This window comes from Nonomuraea sp. 3N208, assembly GCF_052245935.1.
Lineage (GTDB): Bacteria > Actinomycetota > Actinomycetes > Streptosporangiales > Streptosporangiaceae > Nonomuraea.
Genome location: NZ_JBQQBR010000001.1, coordinates 384,553 through 406,212 on the forward strand (window position 1 = coordinate 384,553; position 21,660 = coordinate 406,212).

At 68.9% G+C, this 21,660-nt stretch carries 22 protein-coding genes; 13 read left to right on the forward strand and 9 right to left on the reverse strand.

Features of this window, described 5'->3' with window-relative positions; genetic code table 11:
• Nucleotides 1-33: 33 nt before the first annotated feature.
• Nucleotides 34-1,023, forward strand: coding sequence for a pirin family protein (locus tag ACTWPT_RS01825; RefSeq protein WP_443175432.1), 990 nt, complete (start codon nt 34-36; stop codon nt 1,021-1,023).
• 1 nt (nt 1,024) lies between these two features.
• Nucleotides 1,025-1,345 carry a tetratricopeptide repeat protein gene (locus ACTWPT_RS01830; protein ID WP_443175433.1) on the forward strand — a complete coding sequence of 107 codons (321 nt, stop codon included), beginning with the start codon at nt 1,025-1,027 and terminating at the stop codon, nt 1,343-1,345.
• A gap of 5 nt (nt 1,346-1,350) precedes the next feature.
• Here ACTWPT_RS01830 and ACTWPT_RS01835 read toward each other — a convergent pair whose 3' ends face one another.
• From ACTWPT_RS01835 to ACTWPT_RS01855, 5 genes are all read right to left on the reverse strand, one after another.
• Nucleotides 1,351-2,079 carry an SAM-dependent methyltransferase gene (locus ACTWPT_RS01835; RefSeq protein WP_443175434.1) on the reverse strand — a complete coding sequence of 243 codons (729 nt, stop codon included), beginning with the start codon at nt 2,077-2,079 and terminating at the stop codon, nt 1,351-1,353.
• Between the two features lie 138 nt (nt 2,080-2,217).
• Nucleotides 2,218-2,991: an ABC transporter ATP-binding protein gene (locus ACTWPT_RS01840; RefSeq protein ID WP_443175435.1), complete on the reverse strand. Its 774-nt coding sequence runs from the start codon at nt 2,989-2,991 to the stop codon at nt 2,218-2,220.
• Between the two features lie 100 nt (nt 2,992-3,091).
• Nucleotides 3,092-3,940 (reverse strand): ABC transporter permease, encoded by an 849-nt coding sequence (locus ACTWPT_RS01845; RefSeq protein WP_443175436.1) that lies wholly within the window; start codon nt 3,938-3,940, stop codon nt 3,092-3,094.
• On the reverse strand, nt 3,937-4,752 hold the full coding sequence (locus ACTWPT_RS01850) for an ABC transporter permease (RefSeq protein ID WP_443175437.1): 816 nt from the start codon (nt 4,750-4,752) through the stop codon (nt 3,937-3,939). Before ACTWPT_RS01850 ends, ACTWPT_RS01845 begins: the two co-directional genes overlap by 4 nt.
• A complete protein-coding gene (locus tag ACTWPT_RS01855; RefSeq protein ID WP_443175438.1) occupies nt 4,749-5,747 on the reverse strand; it encodes an ABC transporter substrate-binding protein in 999 nt (332 codons plus the stop codon). Before ACTWPT_RS01855 ends, ACTWPT_RS01850 begins: the two co-directional genes overlap by 4 nt.
• 516 nt (nt 5,748-6,263) lie before the next feature.
• Here ACTWPT_RS01855 and ACTWPT_RS01860 point away from each other — a divergent pair.
• From ACTWPT_RS01860 to ACTWPT_RS01875, 4 genes are all read left to right on the forward strand, one after another.
• Entirely contained in the window at nt 6,264-9,188 is a 2,925-nt protein-coding gene (locus tag ACTWPT_RS01860) for a nitrate- and nitrite sensing domain-containing protein (RefSeq protein WP_443175439.1), read from the forward strand.
• The gene (locus ACTWPT_RS01865; RefSeq protein WP_020546542.1) at nt 9,185-9,607 is read left to right on the forward strand and encodes a roadblock/LC7 domain-containing protein; all 423 of its coding nucleotides are present in this window, start codon (nt 9,185-9,187) and stop codon (nt 9,605-9,607) included. The genes ACTWPT_RS01860 and ACTWPT_RS01865 overlap by 4 nt, the downstream gene beginning before the upstream one ends.
• Nucleotides 9,608-9,680: 73 nt before the next feature.
• A complete protein-coding gene (locus tag ACTWPT_RS01870; RefSeq protein ID WP_103956510.1) occupies nt 9,681-10,028 on the forward strand; it encodes a DUF742 domain-containing protein in 348 nt (115 codons plus the stop codon).
• Nucleotides 10,009-10,596 (forward strand): GTP-binding protein, encoded by a 588-nt coding sequence (locus tag ACTWPT_RS01875; protein WP_327584795.1) that lies wholly within the window; start codon nt 10,009-10,011, stop codon nt 10,594-10,596. The genes ACTWPT_RS01870 and ACTWPT_RS01875 overlap by 20 nt, the downstream gene beginning before the upstream one ends.
• A 69-nt stretch (nt 10,597-10,665) precedes the next feature.
• Here the strand turns inward: ACTWPT_RS01875 and ACTWPT_RS01880 are convergent, their stop codons facing one another.
• Genes ACTWPT_RS01880 through ACTWPT_RS01895 form a run of 4 tightly spaced genes read right to left on the reverse strand, consistent with a single transcriptional unit; the run spans nt 10,666 to nt 14,223 of the window.
• Entirely contained in the window at nt 10,666-11,691 is a 1,026-nt protein-coding gene (locus ACTWPT_RS01880; protein ID WP_443175440.1) for a methyltransferase, read from the reverse strand.
• Entirely contained in the window at nt 11,688-12,467 is a 780-nt protein-coding gene (locus ACTWPT_RS01885; protein WP_443175441.1) for an ABC transporter permease, read from the reverse strand. The genes ACTWPT_RS01880 and ACTWPT_RS01885 overlap by 4 nt, the downstream gene beginning before the upstream one ends.
• The gene (locus ACTWPT_RS01890; protein WP_443175442.1) at nt 12,464-13,240 is read right to left on the reverse strand and encodes an ABC transporter permease; all 777 of its coding nucleotides are present in this window, start codon (nt 13,238-13,240) and stop codon (nt 12,464-12,466) included. The genes ACTWPT_RS01885 and ACTWPT_RS01890 overlap by 4 nt, the downstream gene beginning before the upstream one ends.
• Nucleotides 13,237-14,223, reverse strand: a complete 987-nt coding sequence (locus ACTWPT_RS01895) for an ABC transporter substrate-binding protein (protein ID WP_443175443.1) — start codon at nt 14,221-14,223, stop codon at nt 13,237-13,239. The genes ACTWPT_RS01890 and ACTWPT_RS01895 overlap by 4 nt, the downstream gene beginning before the upstream one ends.
• Before the next feature lie 391 nt (nt 14,224-14,614).
• Between ACTWPT_RS01895 and ACTWPT_RS01900 the strand changes: the two genes are divergently transcribed.
• The 7 genes from ACTWPT_RS01900 to ACTWPT_RS01930 all read left to right on the forward strand — a co-directional run bounded on the left by ACTWPT_RS01900 (nt 14,615) and on the right by ACTWPT_RS01930 (nt 21,617).
• A complete protein-coding gene (locus ACTWPT_RS01900) occupies nt 14,615-17,503 on the forward strand; it encodes a nitrate- and nitrite sensing domain-containing protein (protein WP_443175444.1) in 2,889 nt (962 codons plus the stop codon).
• Nucleotides 17,504-17,570: 67 nt separating this feature from the next.
• Nucleotides 17,571-17,993, forward strand: a complete 423-nt coding sequence (locus ACTWPT_RS01905) for a roadblock/LC7 domain-containing protein (protein ID WP_138667080.1) — start codon at nt 17,571-17,573, stop codon at nt 17,991-17,993.
• 5 nt (nt 17,994-17,998) lie between these two features.
• Nucleotides 17,999-18,418 (forward strand): DUF742 domain-containing protein, encoded by a 420-nt coding sequence (locus tag ACTWPT_RS01910; protein ID WP_443175445.1) that lies wholly within the window; start codon nt 17,999-18,001, stop codon nt 18,416-18,418.
• A 7-nt stretch (nt 18,419-18,425) separates the two neighbouring features.
• Entirely contained in the window at nt 18,426-18,986 is a 561-nt protein-coding gene (locus ACTWPT_RS01915; protein ID WP_443175537.1) for a GTP-binding protein, read from the forward strand.
• A gap of 57 nt (nt 18,987-19,043) precedes the next feature.
• On the forward strand, nt 19,044-20,591 hold the full coding sequence (gene ffh / locus ACTWPT_RS01920; protein WP_443175446.1) for a signal recognition particle protein: 1,548 nt from the start codon (nt 19,044-19,046) through the stop codon (nt 20,589-20,591).
• 338 nt (nt 20,592-20,929) lie between these two features.
• Nucleotides 20,930-21,370 carry a 30S ribosomal protein S16 gene (rpsP, locus tag ACTWPT_RS01925; protein ID WP_443175447.1) on the forward strand — a complete coding sequence of 147 codons (441 nt, stop codon included), beginning with the start codon at nt 20,930-20,932 and terminating at the stop codon, nt 21,368-21,370.
• 1 nt (nt 21,371) lies between these two features.
• Nucleotides 21,372-21,617, forward strand: coding sequence for an RNA-binding protein (locus tag ACTWPT_RS01930; protein WP_043634919.1), 246 nt, complete (start codon nt 21,372-21,374; stop codon nt 21,615-21,617).
• Nucleotides 21,618-21,660: the final 43 nt, after the last annotated feature.

A 21,660-nucleotide genomic window follows, 5' to 3' on the forward strand; every position in this document is an offset into this window, starting at 1 on the left:
ATGTAATTGAATATTCAACAGCCAGGAGGGGTCATGCCCGCCATCACCGCCGACACCCTGACGCTGCCGCGCGTCGCCGTCCCCGATCCGACCGTGGTCGCACGCCGGCCCGTGCGGTCGGTGACGACCGCGCCCAGCGGGTTCGAGGGCGAGGGCTTCCCGGTACGGCGGGCGTTCGCCGGCGTGCCGCAGTCCGCGCTGGACCCGTTCATCCACATGGACCAGATGGGCGAGATCGAGTACGCCCCCGGCGAGCCCAAGGGCACCCCCTGGCACCCGCACCGCGGCTTCGAGACCGTCACCTACATCATGGACGGCATCTTCGAGCACCAGGACTCCAACGGCGGCGGTGGCACGATCTCCGACGGCGACACTCAGTGGATGACCGCGGGCTCCGGGCTGCTGCACATCGAGAAGCCCCCGGAGCACTTGGTGGTGTCGGGCGGGCTGTTCCACGGCGTCCAGCTGTGGGTCAACCTGCCCCGCGCCCACAAGTTCCACCTGCCCCGCTACCAGGACATCCGCGGTCGCCAGACGGCGCTGCTCGCCTCGGCCGACGGCGGCGCGCTGCTGCGGGTGATCGCCGGTGAGCTGGACGGGCACGCCGGTCCCGGCATCACGTTCACCCCGATCACGATGGTGCACGCGACCGTGAGCCCCGGAGCGCGGCTGGAGCTGCCGTGGAACCCCGGCTTCAACGCGCTCGCGTACGTGCTGGCCGGGCAGGGCTTCGCCGGGGACGAACGCAGGCCGGTACGCAAGGGGCAGCTGGCCGTCTTCGGCCAGGGCGGGGCGCTCACGGTCGCCGCCGACACCGCCCAGCCCCAGGCCGAGCCCAACCTGGAGGTGCTGCTGCTCGGCGGGCAGCCGATCAAGGAGCCGGTCGTGCACTACGGCCCCTTCGTGATGAACACCCGCGCCGAGATCCTCCAGGCGATGGAGGACTACCAGGCCGGCCGCCTGGGCGTCGTCCCCGCCGACCGCGTTCCGCACGCCGACGGGCCCGTCCCGGGAAAGGAGTGACATGGCGATCGAGAACCTGGCCGAGGAGTACGAGCGCGGCCGCCTGTTCTTCGACGCGGAGGACTACATCGGGTCCGCTCGCATCCTGGCCGGCGTGGTCGCGGCGGCCCCGGAGAACCTGGCCGCGCGGCTCCTGTTGGCCCGTGCCTACTACCACTCGGCCCAGCTCGGCCGGGCCGAGGCCGAGCTCCGGCTGGTCCTGGAGCGCGACCCGGCCGAGGGGTACGCCTGCCTGCTGCTCGGCCGTACGCTGCAGCGCCAGAACAGGCCGAAGGACGCGGAGCCGTACCTGCGGCTCCACGCCGCGATGACCGGGGAGTGACCCGCTTACACCCGCTGCAGCAGGAGAGAGACGAAGCCGAGCACGCCACGGTAACCGGTGAGCCACATGTCACGGTGCTGTCTCATGGCGGCCATGGCGTGCTCGGCGTCGGGGCCGGGGTTGGCGGCGGCCCAGCGGGCCAAGGTGCCGGTCCACGACAGCTCGTACTCGTCCCATTCGGCCAGGTCGCTCACATGGCCGTAGACGGTCAGCCAGCCGCCGGACTCGGCCGCCGCGAGCGTGCCCGCCAGATCGGGGTACGTGCCGATGGCCTCGGCGAGGTCAGGAGCGGGAGTGCGTTCCCAGAATCCCTCGCCGACCAGCGCCAGCCCGCCGGGACGGACGAAGCGGGAGACGGCGTCCATGGTCTCCTTCAAGCCGCCGAAGGCGTGGGTGGAGCCGACGCAGAGCACCAGGTCGTACGGGTCGGTGGCGGGGAACTCGGCAGCGGGCGTCAGGTGCAGCGACAACCGGCCGGACAGGCCCCGCGCGGCCGCGGCCCGTTCGGCTGCGGACAGGGCGTGCGGGGAGAGGTCCACACCGTCGGCGACGGCCGACGGGACGAGCTCGAGCGCCCGCAGCGACCATGCGGCCTCGCCGCACCCTAGGTCGAGAATGCGAGCCCCGTCCGGCAACGCCGCCCGGCGCAGCAACCGGTCGAGATTGTCATCCGAGATGGGGGTGGCGACCGGGTGGTCGCGGTGTGCGATGGCGCTGAGCAGCTGTCGATCCATGACGTCCATCCTCTCGGCGCCCGCAACTCGTTTACGTGTCGCAAGGAGGCGGCGGTGGCGGCCTTCGCCACCACGCCGGGACAGTAGCCCGGCCTTCTTGCCCGGAACTCCTCCTCGGACGGCAACGCGGAGACGGGGTCAGACTGCCGCTGCGTGGCCGCGGACCAGCCGGCCCACTTCGGCGCGCAGGTGCACGAAGTCGGGGTGCTCGCGGGTGGTGATCTGGTCGCGGGGCCCGGGCAGGTCCACCTTGAGGTCGCCGACCACGTGCGCGGGCGCCTTCGACAGCACCACGACGCGGTCGCCGACATAGACACTCTCGTCGATGTCGTGCGTGATGAGCACGATCGTCATCTGGTGGTGGCCGCGCACCTTGAGCACCAGGTCCTCCAGGTCCTCCCTGGTCTGGGCGTCCACCGAGCCGAACGGCTCGTCCATGAGCATCAACGACGGCCGGTACGCCAGTGCCCGCGCGATCGCCACCCGCTGCTGCATGCCGCCCGACAGCTGGAACGGGTATTTGCGTCCGGCACCCGCCAGCCCCACCGACTCCAGCGCCTCTTCGGCGGCCTCGCGGCGCGCCTTCTTGTCCATGTTCTTGCGGCGCAGCGGTAGCGCCACGTTGTCCGCCACCGACATCCACGGGAACAACGAGCGGCTGTAATCCTGGAAGACCACGGCCAGGTTGTCCGGCGTCTGGCGTACGAGGTTGCCCTCGACCTTGACCTGGCCGCCCGTCGGCGTGATCAGGCCGGCGATCGACCGCAGCAGCGTCGACTTCCCGCAGCCCGACGGCCCGACGACGCACAGCAGCTCGCCCGCGGCGACGCTCAGGTTGAGGCTGTCGATGGCGTGGTGGGCGTTCGGGCTACCGCCGCCGTAAACGTGGGAGAGGTTCTCAATCTCGAGCAATGGAGTTCCTTGGGGGGCGAGATCGGAGTCAGCACAAGACTGTAGCGGAGCAGGGAAAGTCGGACATGTCGGTCAGGTAAACCTGTTCAGGGCGCTGATCCTACTCCGTGAGGCGCTGAGCCGTGTGGTGCCAGCCGAGCACCCGGCGCTCCACGACGAGGAACAGTTCGTTCAGCAGGTAGCCGAGCACCCCGAGCAGCACGATGCCGGCCCACATGGACAGGGGGTCGGTCTGGTGCTTCGCGAAGGTGATCTGGAAGCCGATGCCGTTCGTGGTGCCCGGGAGCAGCTCGGAGAACACCATGACGATCAAGGACAGCGACAGGGCCAGCCGCAGCCCGGCGAACATCTTGGGCAACGCCGACGGCAGGATCACCAAGCGCAGCCGCTGGGCCCGTGTCAACCGGAACACCTGGCACGTCTGCAGGTGCATGGGCTCCACCGAGCGGGCGCCGTCGGCGGTGTTGAGCAGCACCGGCCACAGGATGCTGAACATGATGAACGCCAGCTGCATCCGCAGCCCGAACCCGAACACCAGGAACACGCTGACCAGCGCGGGAGGCGGGATCGCCCGCAGGAACTGCAGCACCCCGTCGAGATAGTCGTACACCCGCGCGGACAGCCCCACCGCCAGCCCGAGCACGACCCCGGCCAGAGCGCCCCCGGTGAACCCGGCGGCCATCCGGCCGAGGCTCGGCAGGATGTTCTCGATGGCCGTGTCGGTGAGGAACAGCGTGGTGGGCGGCCCGGAGAACCACAGCGTGTGCATCCGCGCCACGATCGTGCTGGGCGCCGGGAAGAACGGGCTCCCGGCCGCCCTGGTGGCCGTCTCCCAGACCACGATCAGCACAACGAGCACGAGCCAGCGGAACGCCGCCGTCCGCACGCCCTTCCGCCGCGCGAACGTGGTCCTGGTCGCGAACGTGGCGACCTCTGCCGTGGCTTTCATCCCGGCTCTCCCAACCGCGCGTGATGCCAGCGGAACGCCCGCCGCTCGGCCGCGACCAGCAACGCGTTCACCGCGACTCCGAACAGCCCCACCCAGCACGCCCCGGCCAGGATGTCGGTCATCCGCGCGGGCACGGCGATGCCGGCGAAGAAGACGAACACGCCGATGCCCTCACCCTGGCCGGCCACGATCTCGGTGCTCACGGTCAGGATCAGCGCGACCCCGGTGGCCAGCCGGAATCCGGTCATGATGAAGGGCGCCGACGACGGCAGCGAGACCCGCAGCAGCACGGACCAGGGGCCGAAGCCGTACGACCTGAGCGACTCCTTGGCCAGGGGGTCGACGCCGCGCAGGCCGTACATCGTGTTGTAGAGAATGGGCCACAGCGAGGCGTAGATCACGAGCGTGACACGCAACTGCAGACCCGTGCCGATCATGAGCGCTACCAGCGGAATCAGCGCGACGGACGGGATCGGACGCAGGAACTCCACGACCGAGCGGGACGCGGCGTCGATGATCGGCACGCTGCCGAGCAGCAGGCCCAGCGGCACGGCGATCAGTGCCGCGATGCCGAGCCCCATGGCCCAGGCGAGCAGGCTCGTCAGGGCGTGCCCGCGGAAGGCCGGGTCGAACACGAGCGCCATGCCCCGCCCGGCGATCTCGGTCACGGGCGGCAGGTACTCGGAGGGGACCACGCCCGTCCGGCTGAGCAGCTCGATCAGTGCGGCGAAGGCGAAGGCCCCGGCCGCCCGGCGCGACCACCGCGTGGCGGTCCCGGCCGGGCGGGCGCGGGCCAGGGTCTGAGCGCTCACCCTGAGGTTGTCGGCGACATGAGCGACTTGACCTCGATCGCCTTGCCGAGCCACTTGGCCTCCAGCATCCAGTCCGCCACGCGTTGCAGCCGGACCGGGTTGTCGTTGCTGGAGAAGTACGGGAACGTGACGGTGGCCGCGGTGGCCGCGTCGATCTGGGTGAAGGTCGGCAGCACCTTGGCCACCGACTCGCGGTTGTTCTCCATCAGCTTGGCCGCGTTGTGGATGGCCCGCTGGAACGCCGCCGCGACCTTCGGGTTCTTGTCGTACCACTCCTGGGTGCTGACGTACCCGGAGATCGGGAACTCGGCCGCGGGACCGGAGGCGGGGTCGAGGATCTTGCGTGCGCCCATCGAGGCCGTGGCCGCCGTGACCATGGGCTCGCCCAGGTAGGCGGCGTCGATCTGGCCGCCCTTCCACGAGGTCATGATGTTCTGGAACGTCACCGGGACGTACTTGATCGATGCGGGGTCGACGTTGTTGGCCTTGAGCACCTGGGTGAGGGCCAGCTCCTGGAAGTTACGCAGGACGTTCACGTTGATCGTCTTGCCTTCGAGGTCCTTGGCCGTCTTGATGGGCGAGTCGGGCAGGGCCATGATGCTCAGCGAGTCAGGCGCGGCACGCGAGCCCTCGGCCAGGATCCGCAGCTTGAGCGAGCCCTTGTCGTGGGCGGCGAACATGGACACGTAGTTGCCGAACATGGCGTCGATCTCGCCGTTCAGCAACATGGGGATGGCCTCGGGGGCCGCCTGGACCACCTGCGGGGTGACCTCCAGCCCCTCCTTCTCGAAGAGCTTCTGGTCGATGGCGACGTAGATGGCCGCGCTGTCGATCGCCGGCAGGGTGGCGATCTTGATCTTCGTCTTCTCCAGGCCGCCGGCGGCGGCGGTCGGTGGCGCGCTGGCAGTCGTGGAGTCGCCCGTGCTGCACGCGACGGCGCCGAGTGTCAAAGCTAATCCGATGATGGCGGCCCTGGCGGGATGGCCAAGCCTCATGTCAGGGACTCCCTTCAGATGGAGCCAGGGGTGGGGGGACCGGGCGGGTTTTGCTGCCGGGGCTGTGTGCCTGACGCACAACAGGGATTGACCGTAGCACCAAATTGGTGGTCATTATCGCGAAGATAACACTTGTGGTTGCAATGTCCGTTTGCCGCTATATCGTGAAAATTTGACGACCGGTAAGAAACTGAGTGTTTGTCCTTTTTGGGAAAGGTGGTGTCGCCGGGACTTCGGTTACTGCTGGGACGGATCTGCCGATGCTTTCTCTGGGCCTGAAGGGGCTCCTGGGATGGCTCGTTATTGCCTGTTTTCCCAGATAAGCGGTGGTCTACCGATTCAGTCTAATTTTTCGGACAATCAGGGATAAACACCTCATCGGGGCACTATTGGTGGTTGGCCCTAGCTATCCCGTGTGCTCAAATGGCGCTTATCTCGACGTACATATTGCCCCACGTGCATTTACCTGCATGGTCACCGAGAATTCCCTCCCTGGGCGAGAGGTTGCGAAGGCAAGTGAGAACGCAGAGCGCTGAAGCGTCCGCCGACCGCGAGCCGCACGCGCACCAGAAGCGACGGCCGTCCAAATCGTCGTCTGGCAGGTTCGGGCTGGGCAACTGGCACGTGCGGTCGCGCCTCATCGCGCTGATCGTCGTTCCCACGGCCGTGGCCGTAGGTCTGGGCGGGCTGAACGTGATCACCTCGCTCAACGACGCCAACACCTACCAGACCCTCCGCGAGGTCGCCGAGCTCAGCGAGCAGCTCGGGGCCGTCACCCACGAGCTGTCCTTCGAACGTGACGAGACCGCCCTCTACATCGCCCAAGGCCGCCCCGAGAACCGCGAGGCCCAGCTCCGCACCACGTACAGCGGGGTGAACGCCGTCATCGAGGAGGCCAAGGACCGGGCACGCGCGATCACCGACACCCACGCCGAGGCCGTACGGCCGGTGCTGCGGCGCCTGGAGGAGATCCCGACACTGCGTGACACGGCCGTCAGCGGGAAGATCCAGCCGCTGCCGATGATCCAGAAGTACTCGCAGATCATCGCGGCCCTTCTGCAGTTCCACGACCAGGTCGGCCAGGTCGCGGTCGACGACCAGGTCTCCGACAGCGCCAGCTCGATGGCCACGATCGCCCGCGCCAAGGAGCAGGCGTCCAAGCAGCGCGGCATCCTGGCCAGCGCGCTCGACAAGAAGGGCTTCGACAGCGGCGAGCTCGACGCTCTCACCGACGCCAAGTCGCGCGAGGAGAGCGAGGAGACGCTCTTCGCCACGCTGGCCAACCTCGACCAGCTGGAGCTCTACCGCAACACTGTTGTCGGCCGGGACGTGGACCAGACGGACCTGTTCCGATTGCGGGCCATGGCGCAGTCGGCCGAGGGCAAGGAGCTGAGCATCGGCGTCCCGGCCAACAAGGACGTGGCCACGTGGTTCGAGGTCAGCACCGGCAAGATCGACGCGCTGCGCAGCGTGGAGAAGGAGCTGGCGTCCTCGGTGATCCTGCGGGCCCGCACTCTGGAGGAAGGCGCCAACCGCTCGGCGATGATCTCTGGGGGACTCATCCTGGTCCTGCTGCTCGTGGTGGTCGCGATCATCTCGCTCATCGCCCGCTCGCTGATCAGGCCGCTGCGCAAGCTGCGCCACGAGGCACTCGACATCGCCGGACATCGCCTGCCCGAGACCGTGCAGCAGTTGCGTGAGAGCGGCGAGGGCACGGTCGGCCCGGTCGTCCCGATCGGCGTGGACACCCATGACGAGATCGGCGAGGTGGCGCGGGCGTTCGACGAGGTGCACCGCGAGGCCGTGCGGCTCGCCGGTGAGGAGGCGCGGCTGCGCAGCAACGTCAACGCGATGTTCGTGAACTTGTCGCGGCGTAGCCAGACGCTGGTGGAGCGGCAGATCACCCTGATCGACGGGCTGGAGCAGGGTGAGCAGGACGAGCAGCGGCTCGGCAACCTGTTCAAGCTCGACCACCTGGCGACCCGCATGCGGCGCAACAGCGAGAACCTGCTGGTCCTCGCCGGCCAGGATCCGCCGCGCCGGTGGAGCCAGCCGGTGAAGCTGGTCGACGTGGCGCGGGCCTCGCTGTCGGAGGTGGAGAACTACGAGCGGGTCGTGCTGCAGGTGCCCGACGGCGTCTCGGTGGCGGGACAGGCCGTCAACGACGTCATCCACCTGCTCGCCGAGCTAGTGGAGAACGCGTTGTCGTTCTCGCCGCGCGAGACCCGGGTGACGGTGTCGGGCAGCAGGATCGACGGCGGCGGTGTGATGTTGTCGATCACCGACTCAGGCATCGGCATGACGCAGGAGGAGCTGGTCCAGTCCAACGAGCGGCTGACCGACGCGCCGAGCGTGGACGTGTCGGTCTCGCGGCGGATGGGCCTGTTCGTGGTCGCCAGGCTGGCGCACCGGCACGGCATCCGGGTGCAGCTGCGCCCGCACAGCTCCGGTGGGCTGACCGCGATGGTGCTCATCCCGGAGAACATGCTCGGCTCCCAGGCGCCGACCTTCCCCGGCCAGCCGTCCTACAGCGGCAACCAGCCGCCGTCCTTCAACCCGCCACCCGCCTTCCCCGGCGACCCGCCTTCGCCGTTCGCGCAGCCACCCGCCTTGGCGGGTGACCAACCGTCCACGTCCGGCCGGCCGCCTGCCTTCGCGGGCGATCCGCCGCTCGCCTTCTCCGGCGCGGGGAGTGGCAGGGACGAGCCGTACTCGGGACCGCATCCCGCGCCGCCCGCCACGGACTGGCCGCAGTCCACCTACCAGATGGGCCCCGGCCACCCGTCCTTCCCGTCGAACGCCGAGCCTGGCGGCTGGCCGGCCCCGCCGACCCAGTGGCATCCCGACCCGGGGGCCTGGTCCGCCGAGCCGCGTGGCGCGGGCGGCTACGACAGCTCCGATGTCTGGTCCCCGCCGCGCAACGCGGGCTGGAACGGCAGCGGCCTGCCCAAGCGGCCCGTGCCCGGTTGGAACGGCGGCGACACGATGCCGCCGCAGCGGCCGGGGTTCGAGTTCACCGACGGCGAATCGCGGGCCACCGGCCCCATGCCGTCCGTCCCGCCCGCGTCCGCGGGCGACGACTACCTGCCGATCTTCGCCGCCGTGGAGTCCGCCTGGTTCGGGCGCGACAAGAGCTGGAGCTCCACCAAGGCGGACGAGGGCTGGAGCGCTGCGGAGGCGGTTGTGGAGCCGGTACGTGGTGAATCGACGTCGGCCGGGCTGCCCAAGCGGGTGCCCAAGGCCAACCTGGTGCCGGGCTCGGCGGACACCTCGTCGGCGCCCAAGGGCGTCACGCCGATGCCGTCGGTGTCCCCGGACCGGGTGCGCAACCGGCTCTCCAGCTTCCAGCAGGGCTTCCGGGCGGCGCGCGATGACATCACCGAGGGCAGGGCGGCGTTCACCTCTGGCCCGCGGAACGACGACAGGGAGGAGGGCGTATGAATGACCTGAGCCATGCGGCACGCGGGGTCGACTGGCTGATCACCGATTTCGTCAGTACGGTTCCGGGCGTCGCGCACGCGGTGGTCGTCTCATCTGACGGGCTGCCATTGGCGGCCTCGTCGGGTTTCCCGGCTGACCGGGCTGATCAGCTGGCTGCCATCGCGTCGGGGCTGGTGAGCCTGACGCAGGGGGCGGCCAGGGTGTTCGAGGGCGGTGCGGTCAATCAGACGATCGTGGAGATGCAGCGCGGGCTCATGCTGATCATGTCGATCAGCGACGGCTCGTGCTTGGCGGTGCTGGCCGCCCCGGACTGCGACATGGGTCTGGTGGCGTACCAGATGACGCTGATGGTCGATCGCGCCGGTCAGGTGCTGACTCCGGCTGTGCGCGCGGAGCTGCGCGCCAGCCAGACCAGGTGATGTACACGTGACAGACCCACGATGGACCAGCCGCGAATGGGCGTCCCCGCCAGAACCACAGTCCCAGTCGCAGCTGAACCCAGACCCCGCTTCGCCCGTCCGTCCGTACGCGGTGACAGGTGGACGGACGGCGCCGCGGGTCAAACTGGCGATGGAGGCTCTGGTGTCCTCGGCCACGGCCGAGCACCGGGAGTTCTCGCATATCACGCCGGAGTACCAGGCGATCAGCCAGCTGTGCCGGCAGGTCCGGTCCGTGGCGGAGGTGTCGGCCCTGCTGCGGATCCCCCTCGGCGTGGTACGCGTGCTGATCGCTGATATGGCGGCCGAAGGCCTGGTCCGCGTGCACCAGCCACAGCTGGACGCCGGACGGCCCGACGTTAATCTGCTCGAAAGGGTGCTCAGTGGACTTCGCAGGCTCTAGCCCCGGCCTCACCTCGACGAAGATCGTGGTGGCTGGAGGTTTCGGGGTGGGCAAGACGACGTTCGTCGGTGCGGTGTCGGAGATCATGCCGTTGACCACGGAGGCGGTGATGACTGACGCCTCGGCGGGGATCGACGACCTGGGCATGACGCCGCTGAAGTCGACCACCACCGTGGCCATGGACTTCGGCCGGGTCTCCCTCGACCGTGACCTGATCCTCTATCTGTTCGGAACGCCTGGACAGCACCGGTTCTGGTTCATGTGGGATGACCTGGTGCGCGGCGCGATCGGCGCCGTCGTGCTGGTGGACACCCGCCGTCTTGCCGACAGTTTTCCGGCGATCGACTATTTCGAGGAGGCGCAGCTGCCGTTCATCGTGGGCGTCAACGGCTGGGACGGCCAGTACCCGCACAGCGACACCGAGGTGCGCGACGCCCTGACCCTGGCGCCGCACATCCCGCTGGTGCGGCTCGACGCCCGCAAGAAGGACTCGGTGAAGAGCACGTTGATCAACCTCGTCGAGCACGCGCTCACGGTGCGGATGGCCGTGCCGGGCTGGGGCGGCTAGCCCCCCGGCGGCGCCAGGGCGGACACCCTGACGATCATGCCGGGGTGGCTCCCCAGTCAGCGGGGCGTGTCACTGAGGCTGGGCCTCGATGAGGCTCGCTCCGGAGCCCATCTCGATGACGTCGCCGATCACCAGATCCGCCCGGCCGAGCAGCGCCGCGTACTCGTCGCGGCTGCGCTCCGCGCCGCCGTTGAAGAACGCCAGCATCCGCAGGTCGAGGTCCTTGCCCAGATGCGGCGCCTCGTCGTCGGGCAGCACCACCTCGAGCACCAGAACGCGGCCGTCGGGGTTCATGGCCTGGCGGACGTTGCGCAGGATCTTGACGGCGTCCTCGTCGTCCCAGTTGTGCAGCACACTGGCCAGCAGGTAGACGTCGCCGCCGGCCGGGACCGAGGCGAAGAAGTCGCCCGTGACGACCTCCGACCGGTCCGACAGACCCTCCGCGGCCAGCGTGCGCGCGGCGTGGGCGGTCACGTGCTCCAGATCGAACAGGATGCCCCGCATGCGCGGGTTGGCGTGCAGGACCGTCGCCAGGATGTGGCCCTTGCCGCCGGCCACGTCGACCATGGTCGCGGTGGCAGGGAAGGCGTACCGCTTGGCCAGGCCCTCGGTGAGTGGGATGGCCCGGCGCCTCATGTAGTCGTCGAACAGGCTGCTCGTCGACGGGTTCTTGGCCAGGTGGTCGTAGAGGTGGCCGTAACGCTTCACGAAGGCCGAGCTGCCGTCCCGCACCGTGGCGGGGAGCATGCCCAGCGCATACCAGAAGCCTTCCTCGCCGAGCATGCGGATGGAGGAGCGGACCGAGTCGGGCGCGTCGGAACGCAGCGCCGCGCCCCGCTCGGTGAGGTCGTAGGCGTCAGGACCGGTGGAGCGGACCACGTCCATGCTCGCCAGCTCGCGCAGCACCCGGCGCAGCGAAGGCGCGTGCGCGCCACAGCGCCTGGCCAGCTCGGCGCTGTCGAGCGGGCCGTGCGCCAGGTGGTCGGCCAGGCCCAGCTCGGCCATGGTCAGCAGGGCCGCGAAACGCGAGAGGTCGCTTACGGCTCCCCAGAGGAGGTCGTCGGAGTGCGGCATGAATCCTTCCAGCAAGATCACGCGTTATGGGTGGCCTGCCGGTGCCAGACGAGCAGGCGTCGCTCGGCCAGCACGAACAGGGAGTTCACGAGATATCCCAGCACACCGAGCAAGGCGATCGTGGCCCACACGCCGGCGCCGTCGAAGCTGCGCTGTGCCTGCAGCAGCTGGTAGCCGATGCCGTCGGTGCTGCCGAACAGCTCCGAGATCACCATGAGGATCAGTGCGAGCGACAGGCTCAGGCGCAGCCCGGCGAAGATCTTCGGCGAGGCCGCGGGAAGCACCACGACCCGCAGGTACTGCGCCTTCGACAGGTTGAACACCGTCGCCGTCTCGGTGTACGTGCGGTCCACCGCCCTGACCCCGTCGATCGTGTTGAGCAGGACCGGCCAGATCACGCCGAACACGATCGTGGCCAACTGCATGGTCAGCCCCGCGTGGAACACCACGAGGAAAAGCGGAAGCAGCAGCGGTGGTGGAACGGCCCGCCCGAACTCGATCAGCGGGTCCACGTAGTCGGTCGCCGTTCGCGAGCGCCCGAGCAGCATCCCCAGCACGACGCCGAGCACGGCGGCCAGGATCCACCCGCTGAACATGCGGCCGAGGCTCGGCAGCAGGTTCTCCACCGCGCCGTCAGTGAGGAAAATCCGCGAGACGGGGCCGGAGAACCACAGCTCGTACATGCGGGCGACGATCGTCGTGGGCGGGGGGAAGTCGCTGTCCTCCAGCCCACGCGCGATGAACTCCCAGGCGACGAGCACGACGGGGATGATCCAAAGTTTGGCGATGGATTTCACGACTCCTGCGCTCCCGTCCGCATACGGTGCCAGTGGAACAGGCGGCGCTCTCCGGACAGCAGGAGCAGGTTCGCGAGCACGCCGAACATCCCGGCCCAGAACGTCGCCGCCATCATGAGGTCCATCCGGTTGCCGCTGCTCGACTGGACCACGTAGACGCCGATGCCGGCGGTGCCGCCGGCCAGCAGCTCGGCGCTGACGGCCAGGATCAGCGCGATGCCCGCGGCGATCCGCACCCCTGTCGCGGCGAACGGGGCGGTGCTGGGCAGGCTCACCCTGGCCAGCACGGCCAGCGGGCCGAAGCCGAAGCTGCGCAGCGACTCCTTGGCCAGCGGGTCCACGTCATGCATGCCATAGAGGGTGTTGATCAGGATCGGCCACATGCAGGCGTACACGATGACCGAGACCTTCATCAGCTCGTCCACCGGGATCAGCAGGATGGCGAGCGGGATGATGGCGACGGAGGGGATGGGGCGCATGAACTCCAGCACCGGCCTGATGGCCCGCTCCACCGGCGGCAGCGCGCCGAGCAGCACGCCCAGGGGAACGGCGATCCCGATCGCGATCAGCATGCCGAGCGCCCAGTTCATGAGGGTTGTGCCGACCCCCGCCAGGAAGTCCGGGTCGATCAGCAGGAGCGCGGCTTCGTACAGGATGGCCGAGGGGGCTGGGAAGATCGCGGCGTCGCCTATGGCGAAGCGGACGTAGAGCTCCGCGACCGCGAGAAGCCCCGCGGCGCCGGCGGCGCCGCGGAGCAGCCGAGCACTGATCATCCGGCCGCGGGGGCCGCGATGACGGACTTCACGTCGATCGGGCTCGAGATGTAGCCGTATTCGAGCATGAGGTCGGCCACCTTCTGCAGGCGGTTCTCGTTCAGCTCGGTCGGGAAGGTGCCCAGCGTGATCACCGACGCCGTCTTCGCGTCGATCTTCGTGTACGTGGGCAGCATCTTCTCGATCTCCTTGCGGTCAGTCGAGGCGAGCTGCTGTGCCTTGGCGATCGCGCGCTGGAAGGCGGCCAGCGTCTTCGGGTACTTCTGCGCCCACTCCTCGGTGGCCATCCAGCCGGCGATCGGGAAGTTCTCGGTCTGGCCGGTCATCGTGTCGGCCAGCTTGCGGAAGCCGAGCCCGCTCTGGGTGGCCGTGATGAAGGGCTCGGTGATCCAGCCCGCGTCGGCCTGGCCCGTGTTGACCGCGGCGCCCATCTCGGGGAACGGCTTCTCCGCGAACTTGACGTCGGCCTTGGTGAGCCCGGCCACCTTGAGCTGCGTCTCCACGGCGAGCGTGGCGATGTTGTTGAGGTTGTTGACCATGACGGTCTTGCCCTTCAGGTCCGCCACCGTCTTGATGGGCGAGTCCTTCGGGACCATGATGTTGAACGTGTTGGGGCCGGCCTGGTAGCTGTCCGCGACCAGCTTGATCTTCTTGCCCTTGCTGACGGCCAGGAAGGTCGAGACGTAGTTGGTCTGCGAGATGTCCAGGGCGCCGCTCTCGATCTGCGGCAACGCGGCCGCGCCACCGGTGATGGTCACCGGCTCGACCGTCAGGCCCTCCTCCTTGAAGAAGCCCTTGGCGTTGGCGATGTAGAGCGCCACGGGGTCGGGGATCGGGAGCGCCCCGACCTTGATGGTGGTCTTCTCCAAGCCCTTGCTGTTGGCCGACGTGGTCGCGGAGTTGTCGGATCCGCCGCAGCCGGTAAGCACGAGAGCGACTGCGACGCCGAGTGCGACGGCGTTGCAGCGCAGTTTGCGTGTCATGGGGGGTTCTCCTACCAGGGGGAAGCTTCTGGAGATCGGCACAAGATACCGGGCGTGAAGCGTACCGGAAGGGGGGATCCGATCGGCAGCGCTGTGCCTCGTATAGGAGGTTTATCTGATAAATATGGTAACAATCGACAATAGATGTAAATATATGGATAACGTCAGATTTGTGCCTATATGTCCGGATTGACGTGCCGGTTGCGCTCCGTGTACGAGTCCTTGCCACGTGAACAATGTGTGATTTGGAACGGTTGAAAACTGCCGAGGCGTTGGCTGAACTATGAGGTTTGTGCTCAAATTGGGCCTCGAACCTGCCTGCGATCACTCGTCCGCGCGACGAAGCTGCTGAGACCCCCCTGAAGCAGGCCATGGCGAGAGGTTGCCACCAGTGAGGACAACAACGACCGACCCCGGTCGTGGTAGGGCCACGGACGCGCCCGAACTGCCGGCGGGCGGAGAGGTGCCGGAGGTGAAGCTGCCCAAGGCGGGCAGCCCGCTCGCGTTGCGCAACTGGCGAGTACGCACCCGCCTCATCGCCCTCATCGCCATTCCCACGATCGTGGGCGTCATCCTGGGCGGCCTGCGGGTCACCACGTCGATCGCCAGCGCCGAGCAGTACCAGGTCATCGGCGAGGTCGGCCGCCTGGTGACGGGTTTCGGCGAGCTCTCCCGCGATCTCGCGCTCGAACGCGACCTGGCCAGCCGCTACGTCGCCTCCGGCCGCAAGCCGGCCGAGTTGGCGCGGCTCACCGGCCAGCAGAAGGTCGTCGACGTCAGCGTCGGCCGCGTCACGTCGATCGCCAAGGAGACCGAGTCCTCCCTGTCCGACCTCGGCCGCCGGAGCCTCGACCGCATCAGGACCCGGCTCGGCCAGCTGGGCTCGTTGCGTGAGACGGTGACGAAGACGCAGATCGCGCCGCTGCCGACGATGGAGAAGTACTCCGAGACCATCGCCGACATGCTGCAGCTCTACGACGAGGTCGCCCAGGGCGCGACGGACGAACAGCTGATCTCCACCAGTGCGGCCCAGCGCGCCATCGCCCGAGCCGAGGAAGAGGCGTCCAAGCAGCGCGCGCTGCTGACGATCGCGCTCGTCAGAGAGTCCTTCGACGCGTCCGAGTTCAGCGCGTTCCTTGACGCCGGCTCCCGGCGCGACAGCGAGCGCGCCGCCTTCCTGGCGGCGGCCACGCTGGCGCAGCGCCAGATGTTCGACGACACCGTCGCCAACGTGAAGATCGGCCGTGCCGAGCTCTACATCGACCGCGCGGTGCTGCTGCACAGCAACTCCATCGGCGTCGCGTCGAACACCAGCGCGGGAAGCTCCTACCTCCGCAGGCTCGACACCTCCACCACGAGCGACACCGACCGCTGGTTCGACGCCATCAGCGAGACCGTCGACCGGCTCTTCCAGGTCCAGAAGTCGCTCGGGGACCAGGTGGCCACCCGGAGCGCCGACCTCGCCGGCGGCGACCGCCAGCTCGCCGCGGTCAACATCGCGATCGTCGTCGCCCTGCTGCTCCTGGTGCTCGCGATCACCGCCATCATGGCCGGCTCGCTCGTGCGGCCGCTGCGGCGCCTGCGCGGCGACGCACTCAAGATCGCCGGCCAGACGCTGCCCGACCTGGTGCGCCAGCTGCGCGAGACCGACGTCGACCCCGACAGACTCCGCGTGCCGCCCATCGAGATCAACTCCAAGGACGAGATCGGCGAAGTGGCGCGGGCCTTCGACGAGGTGCACCGCGAAGCGGTGCGGCTGGCCGGCGAGGAGTCCAAGCTCCGCAGCAACGTCAACGCGATGTTCGTGAACTTGTCGCGGCGTAGCCAGACGCTGGTGGAGCGGCAGATCACCCTGATCGACGGGCTGGAGCAGGGTGAGCAGGACGAGCAGCGGCTCGGCAACCTGTTCAAGCTCGACCACCTGGCGACCCGCATGCGGCGCAACAGCGAGAACCTGCTGGTCCTCGCCGGCCAGGAGCCGCCGCGCCGCTGGAGCCAGCCCGTCAAGCTCGTGGACGTCGCCCGCGCCTCGCTGTCGGAGGTCGAGAACTACGAGCGCGTCGTGCTGGAGGTGCCGGAAGGCGTCTCCATCGCCGGACAGGCCGTCAACGACGTCATCCACCTGCTCGCCGAGCTGATCGAGAACGCTCTGTCGTTCTCCCCCCGCGAGACCCGAGTGCCCGTCTCGGGCAGCAGGATCGACGGCGGCGGCATCATGCTGTCCATCAGCGACTCCGGCATCGGCATGACCGGGGAGGAACTCGCCCAGGCCAACCAGCGCCTGATCGACGCGCCCACCGTGGACGTCTCGGTGTCCCGCCGGATGGGCCTGTTCGTGGTCGCCAGGCTGGCGCACCGGCACGGCATCCGGGTGCAGCTGCGCCCGCACGGCTCCGGTGGGCTGACCGCGATGGTGCTCATCCCCGAGTCCCTGCTCGGCGCGCAGCCTCCCGCGCACGCCGGCTCCGCGCCCGCGATCGCCGGCGCCGGCGCTGGTGCCGCTCGCGAGCAGGCCTTCCACACGCCGCAGCCCGCGGCGGCCGGCCCGTGGCCGCCGGGCGGCTATCAGCCCGGCCCCGGACACCCGTCATTCCCGTCGTATCCGTCGGCGGAGCCCGCGTCGAGCAGTCCCTGGTCGTCAGCGCCGCAATGGCCCGCGACCGGCGACAACTGGATGGCGAACAACTCGGCTCCCTCGTCGGACGTGTGGGTTTCCTCGCGCGGGCCCGTGACGGGGGAGACCACCGCGCTGCCCCGGCGGGGCGGCCTGCCGCCCGAGGAGCCCAGCCCGTGGACGCGCGGCCCGGAGCAGCATCCTGCCCCCGCGTCGCAGCGCTACGACTTCCCCGAGACCGAGTCCGCGGCGACCGGTCCCATGCCGGCGGTCAAGCCCGCCTCGGCCGGGGACGAGTACCTGCCGATCTTCGCCTCGGTCGAGTCGGCCTGGTTCGAGCAGGGCGGCGAAAGCGGAGCGACGTGGGGCTCGACCAAGGCGGACGCCGGTTGGAGCGCCGCCGAGGCCGTGGTCGAGCCGGCACGCGACGGGGCCACCGCGGCCGGGCTGCCCAAGCGGGTGCCCAAGGCCAACCTGGTGCCCGGCTCCGCCGAGGCCGTCTCGGCGCCGAAGGGCGTCGCACCCATGCCGACGATCTCGCCCGACCGGGTGCGCAGCCGCCTTTCGAGCTTCCAGCAAGGCTTCAGAGCCGCACGCGACGACATCAGCGAGGGCAGGGCGTACGGGTCCGGCCCCAGGAATCACGGTAGGGACGAGGGCGCATGAGCGAGCGAAGCGAGCGGCCAATCAAACACAGCCGACCGTCGTTCATGCGACCGGCGCAGGAGGGCGAATGAACGACCTGAGCCACGCGGCACGCGGAGTGGACTGGTTAATCACCGACTTCGTCAGTACGGTTCCCGGGGTCGCGCACGCGGTGGTCGTCTCGTCGGACGGGCTGCCGCTTGCGGCTTCGTCGGGTTTCCCGGCTGACCGGGCTGATCAGCTGGCCGCCATCGCGTCGGGTCTGGTGAGCCTGACGCAGGGCGCCGCCAGGGTGTTCGAAGGCGGCGCGGTCAACCAGACGATTGTCGAGATGCAGCGGGGCCTGATGCTGATCATGTCGATCAGCGACGGCTCATGCCTGGCGGTGCTGGCGGCACCGGACTGCGACATGGGTCTGGTGGCGTACCAGATGACATTGATGGTCGATCGCGCCGGTCAGGTGCTGACTCCGGCTGTGCGCGCGGAGCTGCGCGCCAGCCAGTCCAGGTGATGTGAGTGACGAACAACCCTCCGTGGAACAGCGGCGGATGGAGCAGCGGCGGCTGGGAACCCACACCGCCCCAGCCCCCCAGCGCGGATCCCGCCTCGCCGGTGCGCCCCTACGCCGTCACAGGCGGGCGTACCGCGCCCAAGGTGAAGCTGGCGATGGAGGCGCTGGTGTCCTCGGCGACGGCCGAGCATCGGGAGTTCTCGCACATCACGCCCGAATACAAGGCGATCAGCCAGCTGTGCCTGCAGGTCAGGTCGGTGGCGGAGGTCTCGGCGCTGTTGCGGATCCCGCTCGGCGTGGTGCGGGTGCTGATCGCGGACATGGCGGCAGAAGGCCTCGTACGAGTGCATCAGCCGCAGCTGGATGCGGGTAGACCGGACGTCAACCTGCTGGAAAGGGTGCTCAGTGGACTTCGCAGGCTCTAGCCCCGGCCTGACCTCGACGAAGATCGTCGTGGCCGGGGGCTTCGGCGTGGGCAAGACGACGTTCGTCGGCGCGGTGTCGGAGATCATGCCGTTGACCACGGAGGCCGTCATGACCGACGCCTCCGCCGGCATCGATGACCTGGGCATGACGCCGTTGAAGTCGACGACGACCGTGGCCATGGACTTCGGCCGCGTCTCGCTGGACCGTGACCTGATCCTGTACCTGTTCGGCACGCCTGGACAGCACCGGTTCTGGTTCATGTGGGACGATCTGGTACGAGGGGCGATCGGTGCGGTCGTGCTGGTGGACACCCGCCGCCTGGCCGACAGCTTTCCGGCCATCGACTACTTCGAAGAGGCGCAGCTGCCGTTCATCGTGGGGGTGAACGGCTGGGAGGGCGAGTATCCGCACAGCGACGCCGAGGTGCGTGACGCCCTGACGCTGGCGCCGCACATCCCTATGGTGCGGCTCGACGCGCGCTCGAAGGACTCGGTCAAAAGCGCTCTGATCAACCTCGTCGAGCACGCGCTCACGGTTCGCATGGCCGTGCCAGGCTGGAGCGGCTAGGAGAGCGGATAGGCTGGAGTCTCCGACGTACATTCGCTTCGAGGACTGGCCAACCACGTGTTCGAGACGCTATCCGACCGGCTGACATCGGTCTTCTCCTCCCTCCGAGCCAAGGGCCGGCTGTCCGACGCCGACATCGACGCCACCACCCGTGAGATCCGCATCGCCCTGTTGGAGGCCGATGTCGCGCTGCCGGTGGTGAAGGCGTTCGTCGCCCAGGTGAAGGAGCGCGCCCGCGGGTCCGAGGTCTCCCAGGCGCTCAACCCGGCGCAGCAGGTCGTCAAGATCGTCAATGACGAGCTGATCGAGATCCTCGGCGGCGAGACCCGCAGGCTCCGCTTCGCCAAGACGCCGCCGACCGTCATCATGCTCGCGGGTCTCCAGGGCGCCGGTAAGACCACCCTGGCCGGCAAGCTGGCCAGGTGGCTGCGCGAGCAGGGCCACGTGCCCATGCTGGTCGCCGCCGACCTGCAGCGCCCCAACGCCGTGCAGCAGCTCCAGGTCGTGGGCGAGCGCGCGCAGGTCGCCGTCTACGCGCCCGAACCGGGCAACGGCATCGGCGACCCCATCGGGGTGGCCCGCAACTCCATCGACGAGGCCAAGCGCCTGCAGCACGACATCGTCATCATCGACACCGCCGGCCGCCTGGGCATCGACCAGGAGATGATGAAGCAGGCCGCCGACATCCGCGACGCGGTCCAGCCCGACGAGGTCCTGTTCGTCGTGGACGCCATGATCGGCCAGGACGCCGTCACCACGGCCCAGGCGTTCATGGAGGGCGTCGGCTTCGACGGCGTCGTGCTGACCAAGCTCGACGGCGACGCCCGCGGTGGTGCCGCGCTGTCGGTCCGGCACATCACCGGCCGGCCGATCATGTTCGCGTCGACGGGTGAGAAGCTCGAGGACTTCGACGCGTTCCACCCGGACCGGATGGCCTCCCGCATCCTCGACATGGGTGACATCCTCACCCTGATCGAGCAGGCGCAGAAGACGTTCGACGAGGAGCAGGCCGCCAAGATGGCGGGCAAGCTCACGTCGGGCGAGAGCTTCACGCTCGAGGATTTCCTCGAGCAGATGATGATGGTCCAGAAGATGGGGCCGATCAAGAATCTGCTCGGCATGATGCCCGGCATGGGGCAAATGCGCGACCAGCTCAACTCGATCGACGACCGCGATCTCGACCGCATCGCCGCGATCATCCGCTCCATGACGCCGGGTGAGCGCCAGGACCCCAAGATCCTCAACGGCTCGCGCCGGGCGCGCATCGCCGCAGGCTCCGGCGTCACGGTCACCGCGGTCAGCAACCTGGTCACTCGCTTCTTCGAGGCGCAGAAGATGATGAAGCGGATGGCCGGCGGGATGGGCATCCCGGGCATGCCGGGCGGGCGTGGCAAGGCGGCCAAGGCGCAGAAGAAGAACAAGAAGGGGCGGCGGGTCAGCGGTGACCCGCGCAAGGCGGCGCTGGAGAAGGCGTCGTCCGGCGATGCTCCGGCGCAGCCCAAGCAGGGCGGGATGCTGGGGAACCTGCACGGCAAGCTGCCTCCGGGGATGGACCTGCCGCCAGGCTTCGACCCGTCCAAGTTCAAGCTCCCCGGCCAGCAGTAACCGCCTGTCGCACCCCGAAGGCACGTCTTCGGGGTGCGGGGCTTCCCGATGGTCCGCCATTCCTGCCGGGCCGCCCCCTTCCGGGAGGTAGGGATGGGCGGCGGTCAGTCTGGGGCGGCGGGCGAAGCGGGATTGTTGCCGAGCCTTTGCGGCACCGTTCCGCATGCGGTCGTAGGCAGTGCCGTCGATCTGGCACAATGACATGTTGGAACACCGTGACCAAGGCGGGTGCCCTCTCACCTCCCGCCGGCCGCGTCTGTCCCTGGAACGTCGTCCAGCCGTGCCCCACTCGGCGAAGCGCCGTTCACCCACGCTCGAATGCAGGAGAGACCACACCCGTGGCAGTCAAGATCAAGCTCAAGCGGCTCGGCATGATCCGCAACGCTCAATACCGTATCGTCGTCGCCGACAGCCGCACCAAGCGTGACGGCCGGGCGATCGAGGAGATCGGCCTGTACCACCCGAAGGACGACCCTTCGCGCATCGAGGTCAACGCCGAGCGTGCGGCTTACTGGCTCGGGGTCGGCGCGCAGCCGACCGAGCCGGTGCTCAAGCTGCTCAAGCTCACCGGTGACTGGCAGAAGTTCAAGGGCGAGCCCGCCCCGGCGCCCATGAAGATGGCCGAGCCGAAGCCGGACCGTCACGCCATCTACGAGGCCGCGGCCAAGGAGGCGCTGTCCGGTGGCGACACCGGCACGGCCGCCACCACGCCGAAGCGGGCCAAGAAGAAGGAAGAGGCCGAGGCCCCCGTCGAGACCCCGACCGAGGGCGAGGCCTGACGTGCTCGAGGAGGCTCTCGAGCACCTCGTGAAGGGCATCGTCGAACATCCTGACGATGTCCGGGTCCGCGCACGCCGCATTCGCAGCGGGCGCGTCCTGGAGGTCCGGGTGCACCCCGAGGACCTGGGTAAGGTCATCGGACGCGGCGGGCGCACCGCCAAGGCGCTGCGCACGGTCGTGAACGCCCTGGCCGACGGGAAGTACGTGCGGGTCGACCTGCTCGATCTGCACGAAGCAGTCCGTTAGCGTCAGGTTTCCGCGCCCTCATCGGTTCGCTGACCGATGGGGG

Bases quoted from the DNA above. Each gene is read 5' to 3' on its own strand.
- ACTWPT_RS01890 (WP_443175442.1), bottom strand. From the start codon at position 13,240: ATGATCAGTGCTCGGCTGCTCCGCGGCGCCGCCGGCGCCGCGGGGCTT.
- ACTWPT_RS01830 (WP_443175433.1), top strand. From the start codon at position 1,025: ATGGCGATCGAGAACCTGGCCGAGGAGTACGAGCGCGGCCGCCTGTTC.
- ACTWPT_RS01895 (WP_443175443.1), bottom strand. From the start codon at position 14,223: ATGACACGCAAACTGCGCTGCAACGCCGTCGCACTCGGCGTCGCAGTC.
- ACTWPT_RS01905 (WP_138667080.1), top strand. From the start codon at position 17,571: ATGAACGACCTGAGCCACGCGGCACGCGGAGTGGACTGGTTAATCACC.
- ACTWPT_RS01855 (WP_443175438.1), bottom strand. From the start codon at position 5,747: ATGAGGCTTGGCCATCCCGCCAGGGCCGCCATCATCGGATTAGCTTTG.
- ACTWPT_RS01835 (WP_443175434.1), bottom strand. From the start codon at position 2,079: ATGGATCGACAGCTGCTCAGCGCCATCGCACACCGCGACCACCCGGTC.
- ACTWPT_RS01845 (WP_443175436.1), bottom strand. From the start codon at position 3,940: ATGAAAGCCACGGCAGAGGTCGCCACGTTCGCGACCAGGACCACGTTC.
- ACTWPT_RS01865 (WP_020546542.1), top strand. From the start codon at position 9,185: ATGAATGACCTGAGCCATGCGGCACGCGGGGTCGACTGGCTGATCACC.
- ACTWPT_RS01825 (WP_443175432.1), top strand. From the start codon at position 34: ATGCCCGCCATCACCGCCGACACCCTGACGCTGCCGCGCGTCGCCGTC.